Genomic DNA, 2085 nt, shown 5'->3' on the forward strand with positions numbered 1-2085 from the left:
GATCGCAGCCCGCTTTCCGGACATTCGCTGTAAAAGTAAGGGTTGACCTGATCGAACTCACAGACTGCGGGACAAAGTGTGAATTCGCTGCGGCTGCGCCAAGGTCCGCTTTCAGGAGAACCGAACCAGATTTGCACCTATCCTGTCAATTTCCCAGCGCGCAAAGATGTTGTCATCCAGTTTGCCGCAATCCACCAAATCAAACTGCGGCGCGTCCTGAATTTCTGGCATGCCTAGTGGATTGATCGCAGATTGCCCGGCTGAGCCAAAAAGCTTCCCCGCGTGAATTGTTATGATCTCATCCACCAGATCACCCGCGATCAACGACGTGGCCAATGCCGCACCACCTTCGCACAGAACGCGGTTCAGTCCTAAATCCCCTAACCTGCTCAGGCTATTGGCTAGATCCAACTTGCCGTCCGCGTCCGGCACCGCGAGGCAGGTCACGCCAAGAGCCTCCCACCGGGAAATAACCCGGTCATCCGCGGCCTTAGAATGCAAGAATACCAAAGGAGCTTCTGACAGCGTTTCAATCATTGCGCTGTCTTCGCTGAATACGGCGTCAGATGTCAGGACGATGCGCGTTGGTTGCACGGCACCGGGTCTGCCGCGCGCCGTCAGGCGCGCGTTGTCTGCCCGTGCTGTTGTTGCGCCAACCATCACACCGTCGCACGCGGCGCGCAGATCGTGCACATAGCCGCGCGCGCAGGCATTGGTGATCCACTGGCTTTGACCACCTTCGGTCGCAATCATGCCGTCCAGCGTCATCGCAAGCTTGAGTGTCACAAGCGGCCGCCGAAGGATTTGGCGGCTCAGATACCCGGCCATGGCGGCACTGCATCCGGCTGGAAACGCCCCTGTCACGACCTCAATCCCCTGCGCGCGCAGCAAAGACATCCCGGCGCCGTTTGTGCGTGTATCGGGGTCTGTCAGCCCAATCACAACACGTGACACCTGTGCATCCACCAAGGATTGCGCGCAGGCCGGGCCGCGCCCTGCATGGGAACAGGGTTCAAGCGTGACATAGACGGTCGCGCCTTTTGCCGACCTCCCCGCTTGGCGCAGCGCATTGGCTTCGGCATGGGGCCGCCCACCATCGGCGGTCCGTCCGACACCAATGATTTTGCCATCCTTCACGATCACACAGCCAACCGACGGGTTTGATCCGGTGCGCCCCTGTCCTTCGCATGCCAGCTGTGCGGCCTTGTCAAAAAAAAGAGATTCACCCATTCGTTTTACCTGTCTCATTTGGAGTGGGGCTATTGCGCGCGCTCAACGCTCTCTGCCAGTCGGAACCCCATCACATAGATGTCCTTCTTGTATCTGCCGTGTCGCCGTGTGCTGCGGGCGAGGTCCGAAAACCGTGTGAAGCTGCCGCCCCGTGCGATGCGGTAGGGCCCCTCTCTGATCAGAAGATCATCCTCGATCCGGTGACCATCGGGATAAGGCGCATAATCCGAGGCGGTGTATTCCTCAACATTGCCTGCCAAATCGCAGACACCAAGCGCAGTGCACCCGCCGGGAAAAACCCCTACCGGTGTGCTGCGATACAATCCGGCTTCTGCGGTGTTGGCCAATCCGTCTTGATAGGTGTCGCCCCATGGAAACTCTGTCTGGCCCCCGTTTGAGGCCACGCACTCCCATTCTTGCTCGGTTGGCAGTCGAAACTGGCGGCCTGTCTTGCCACTGAGCCATGTGCAATAGGCATCTGCCGCTTGGGCGGAAACTGTGTAGACAGGGTGGTTCGATTTTGCCGTGGGAAAGACGCCGAACTCCCATGAGGTCGGTAGTTCATCAAAACCGGTGTCTTGCAGAAAATCCCGATACTCCGCGTTCGTGACGCAATATTTCCCGATGCCAAAGCTAGGCAGATCAACGCTGTATTGCGGGCATTCTTTCTCGATCCATTCGCGGATGACCCCGAGATGGGCGTATTTGGCGACCACAGCATCTACTTTGTCATGGGCCAGCCCAAGTGTGGCATGCGCTGCCGGGACGTGCAGGATCGTGGGCTTGTCTTATGACTTCTGCATCGATCTGCGATGATTGATCCAGTGTTCTCTCGACTTTGGGGGGCATTGGTGG

2 protein-coding genes are annotated in these 2085 nt (G+C 58.3%); both read right to left on the minus strand.

Annotated elements, in window-relative coordinates:
• Positions 1 to 111: 111 nt before the first annotated feature.
• Positions 112 to 1230, minus strand: coding sequence for a bifunctional diaminohydroxyphosphoribosylaminopyrimidine deaminase/5-amino-6-(5-phosphoribosylamino)uracil reductase RibD (ribD, locus tag Q1A75_RS23755; protein ID WP_299593504.1), 1119 nt, complete (start codon positions 1228 to 1230; stop codon positions 112 to 114).
• Positions 1231 to 1259: 29 nt separating this feature from the next.
• On the minus strand, positions 1260 to 1946 hold the full coding sequence (locus tag Q1A75_RS23760; protein WP_299593501.1) for an SUMF1/EgtB/PvdO family nonheme iron enzyme: 687 nt from the start codon (positions 1944 to 1946) through the stop codon (positions 1260 to 1262).
• Positions 1947 to 2085 lie beyond the last annotated feature (139 nt).

The sequence above is a fragment of the uncultured Tateyamaria sp. genome (assembly GCF_947504105.1).
Classification (GTDB): Bacteria; Pseudomonadota; Alphaproteobacteria; order Rhodobacterales; family Rhodobacteraceae; genus Tateyamaria.

Coding starts and splice junctions, on each gene's coding strand:
- ribD (WP_299593504.1), bottom strand. CDS start 1,230: ATGGGTGAATCTCTTTTTTTTGACAAGGCCGCACAGCTGGCATGCGAA.